Source organism: Streptomyces sp. MspMP-M5 (genome assembly GCF_000373585.1).
GTDB lineage: Bacteria > Actinomycetota > Actinomycetes > Streptomycetales > Streptomycetaceae > Streptomyces.
Genome location: NZ_KB891874.1, coordinates 1 through 1,076 on the forward strand (window position 1 = coordinate 1; position 1,076 = coordinate 1,076).

The following is a 1,076-nucleotide window of genomic DNA, read 5'->3' on the forward strand; positions in this document are numbered from 1 at the left end:
CCGCCTGCCACTCGCGTTTGCTCGACGCATGGGTGAACAGCGCGGCCACCTCGTCCAGCGGCGGGTCCAGTTGCTGGAACACCGCCTGCACTTCGCTTCTGCCTACCTGATGCATTTCGAAGCCGAAGGAGGTGAAGACGCCGACGCCGTTTCGGGCCAGCTTGTCGGAGGGCTCGCAGTATCCGTCGTAGCCCTCGAGGGTGACGTTGCACAGCGAGGCGAGATCAGGGCGCGAGATGAAGCGGAACTGCCACGGTTCGCTGTCGTCCGCGGTGAGTACGGTTGCGGTGGCGGCTTCGCCGAGTGTGTAGGCGGGGAGGGTCGACTCCAGTGCTTCGATCCGTTCCAGCCGGAACAGATGGGGGACGACCGGGCCACCGGGCCGCATGTTGCACTCCGCATTGACGATCATGGCGGTACGGAACGAGCCACTTCGGAAGAGGGATTGGGTGACTTGGGCGGCTCTGGTCCAGCTCATGCAGGCGTCGATGATGTCGAAGCAGTGCGCATGGCGCAGGCCGATGGCGTGGGCGGCGTGATAGGCGCCTCCGGGCTCGAGGAAGCCGCGGCCGATTCCGGTGTAGATCAGCACGTCGATCTGGTCAGCGGCGACGCCCGCCTGTGCGAGGGCGGAGTGCGCTGCGGTGCGCAGCAGGTCGATGGGGCGCTCGCCGGCGTCGAGCCAGTACCGGGTGTGTGATCCGCTGTACCGCAGGAAGCCGCCGATCTTGTTGAGGGCGTGCTCCAGGTCCCCAACGAAGTGACCGGTGCTGTGTTTGCCGATCAACTGCGTGATGTCGGAGTTGGTCACCTCGCGGGAGGGGAGGGTGCAAGAGACAGCGCGGAGCTTCACGCGGCTTCTCCCCTCTGCCGTTGGGGTCCTACGTACCGACCGCCGAATCCCCTGGGGGCCGCCCGGGGGCCCGGCAGGAGATGTGGGAGCGGGAGGGGCATGTCCAGGCCGGGCGGGCAGGGAATCCAGGCGCGAGACCCGGCATGCGCTTGCCCGGCCCCTGGCCCGGTGTCTCGCGTCGTAGGAGGAGAGCTGTGCCGGTCGGTTTCGTTGCTGGGCAAGG

At 67.4% G+C, this 1,076-nt stretch carries 1 protein-coding gene; it reads right to left on the bottom strand.

Annotated elements, in window-relative coordinates:
* A partial coding sequence (locus B073_RS0107220) for a 3-oxoacyl-ACP reductase (RefSeq protein WP_199788112.1) occupies window positions 1-811 on the bottom strand: 811 nt, incomplete at its 3' end.
* Window positions 812-1,076: the final 265 nt, after the last annotated feature.